Source organism: Chryseobacterium sp. 2TAF14 (genome assembly GCF_052115105.1).
Classification (GTDB): domain Bacteria; phylum Bacteroidota; class Bacteroidia; order Flavobacteriales; family Weeksellaceae; genus Chryseobacterium.
This window is the reverse complement of the sequence record NZ_JBFRGA010000257.1, coordinates 1-2,947: the sequence shown is the minus strand read 5'-3', so window position 1 is coordinate 2,947 and position 2,947 is coordinate 1. Positions and strand designations below refer to the sequence as shown.

Sequence of the window (2,947 nt, the reverse complement as noted above, 5' to 3'; positions counted from 1 at the left end):
GAACGAAGCAATCTTTAACTTTTTTCTCTTTTTAAAGTAATTTTTAATCCCAAAAACCGTTTATAGGTTAAGTCTATAAATAATTTCCGATTATAAAACTTTCTCAGTATTTTTACTGAACTTTTAATTTAAACAAAATAATGATTCAACATTTAGATAACATACAACACAAAGATTCAAAAAACTTTTTCTTAATCGCCGGTCCATGCATTATTGAAGGCGAAGATATGGCATTGAGAATTGCCGAAAAAGTAATTGAGCTGACGAATAAATACAATATTCCGTACATTTTTAAAGGAAGTTTTAAGAAAGCAAACCGAAGCAGGGTAGATTCTTTCACAACAATTGGCGAAGAAAAATCTTTGGAAATCCTTAAAAAAGTAGGCGAGACATTCAATATTCCTACCACAACAGATATTCACGAAAACGAGCACGCTGCTTTGGCGGCTCAATATGTTGATGTTTTGCAGATTCCTGCATTTTTGGTTCGTCAAACCGATCTTTTGGTTGCTGCAGCCGAAACAGGAAAATGTGTGACATTAAAAAAAGGACAGTTCCTTTCTCCTGAATCAATGAAATTTGCCGTTCAGAAAGTTACCGATTCAAATAATCAGAAAGTAGCAATTATCGAAAGAGGAAATTCTTTCGGATATACAGACTTAATTGTTGATTACAGAGGAATTCCTACGATGAGAAATTATGCTCCCGTAATTCTGGATGTAACGCATTCTTTGCAGCAGCCTAATCAAAGTTCAGGAGTGACAGGAGGAAGACCAGATCTTATCGAAACCGTTGCCAAAGCAGGAATTGCAGTGGGCGCAGACGGAATTTTCATAGAAACCCACCCAACTCCGGAAACTGCACTTTCTGATGGCGCGAATATGTTAAGATTAGATTTATTGGAAGATTTATTACAAAAACTCACAAGAGTAAGAGAATCTATACTATAATTGTTAAAAAATACTTAATTTTAGAAATTATAAATAATTCCTTTTGAAAAAACTAGTTTTACCACTAAGCCTTATGATACCTGTCTTGGTATTCTCACAAGCAAGAAAAAGAGATACTATGACGACAAGGGTTTCCAATATTGAGGAAGTTGTTTTCCAGAAAAAAGTTACCGGGAGAACCAACGATGTTACCGCAGTAAGAATTTCAGCCAAAGATGCCAAGAATGTCGCAAGTATTTCCGGAGGTGTAGAAGGAATGCTAAAAACACTTCCGTCGGTAAATTCAAACACCGAGCTTTCTTCACAATATATGGTGCGTGGTGGAAACTATGACGAAAACCTTATCTACATTAATGATATTGAAATTTACAGACCTTTCCTGATCAGAAATTCTCAGCAGGAAGGTTTAAGTATTATCAATCCCGATATGGTTTCTGCCGTAAACTTTTCTGCGGGAGGTTTTGAGCCGAGATATGGTGATAAAATGTCTTCAGCTTTAAATATTTATTATCGTGAACCGAAAAAGTTTGAACTTTCGGGTGAAGCGAGTTTAATTGGCGGAAGATTAACGACAGGTTTTGCATCAGGAAAAGAAGACGAAAACGGAAACAAAAAATTTACAGCTTTATTTTCCGGAAGATATAGAAATACCAATCTGGTTCTGAATACTTTGAATGAAGACACCGATTTTAACCCTGTTTACTACGATTTTCAGTCTTATCTGAATTATCATATCAACAGTAAGCTTTCACTTTCATTCATTGGATATTATTCTAAGAATGACTACGAAATGGTTCCTAAAGAAAGAAGTGTAGATTTCGGAACCATCAACCAGCCGATCAATCTGTCTGTTTTTTATAACGGAAAAGAAAATGATAAGTATAAAAATATGATGGGAACAGTTTCTGCAAACTATAAACCATCAGATAAATGGAGATTTACCCTCGACAGCTTTTCTTATCAAAACCGTGAAAGAGAATATTATTCGATTGCATCGAGCTATATTCTGCAGACTTTCGATCCGATTACAGGAACTCCGATCACATCGTATGATGTTGGTGGACAAATTGAGCATGCAAGAAACGATTTGTTTGTAAGAACTTATGGAGCGCAGTTCAGAACCCGCTTTTCACCTAATGTGAACACAGATATTGAGCTGGGTTTTAAATATGAAAAAGAAAATCTTCGTGACCTTACCAACGAATGGAAACTGGTCGACTCTTCAGGATACAGCATTCCGCATCCTATCGATGATCCCAGATTTCCGGATGCTTCAGATTTAGATTTGTTTTACAGCATTTCTGGAGCCAATCATATTCAGCCAACAAGATTATCGGCTTATGCACAGTATTCTCAGAAATTTTTCTGGGGTGCAAGTAAAGTCTTGGTAAATGGTGGTGCAAGAGTGGCGCACTGGAGTTTTAATGACGAAACTATTTTCTCACCAAGAGCTCAGTTTGCAATAAAACCGGACTGGAATACCGAAATGTGGTTCAGACTTTCCGGAGGAATTTATTATCAGGCGCCTTTTTATAAAGAAATTAAAGATCTGAATGGTAATTTTAACCCTAATATAAAATCTCAGCGATCGATCCAGGCAATTTTAGCCAACGAAACCGAGTTTGAGTTTGAAAACAGACCTTTTAAATTAACTACAGAATTATATTACAAAAAAATGGATAATATAATTCCGTATTATATGGATAATGTGAGAATTCGTTATTCAGGTCAGAATAATGCTTCAGGTTACGCTTACGGAATTGACACCAGATTATTCGGAGAATTTGTTCCGGGCGTAGATTCTTGGCTTTCTGCAAGTTATGCAAGAGTTTTTGAAAATATCGACGGAAGAGGAAATATTCCGAGACCAACTGATCAGAGATTCAGATTTGCAATGTTTTACCAGGATTATATGCCAAAGTTCCCGCAAATGCGTGTAAACCTTACACTTACTTATGCAATGGGATTACCAAACGGAGCGCCGGTTTTCACAGATC

2 protein-coding genes are annotated in these 2,947 nt (G+C 36.3%); both read left to right on the top strand.

The features are described from left to right. The first annotated feature begins 140 nt into the window (after positions 1–140). A complete protein-coding gene (kdsA, locus tag AB4Y90_RS17050; RefSeq protein ID WP_441558762.1) occupies positions 141–950 on the top strand; it encodes a 3-deoxy-8-phosphooctulonate synthase in 810 nt (269 codons plus the stop codon). Between the two features lie 43 nt (positions 951–993). Beyond that, the coding region (locus AB4Y90_RS17045; protein ID WP_441558761.1) for a TonB-dependent receptor plug domain-containing protein at positions 994–2,947 on the top strand (1,954 nt) is incomplete at its 3' end.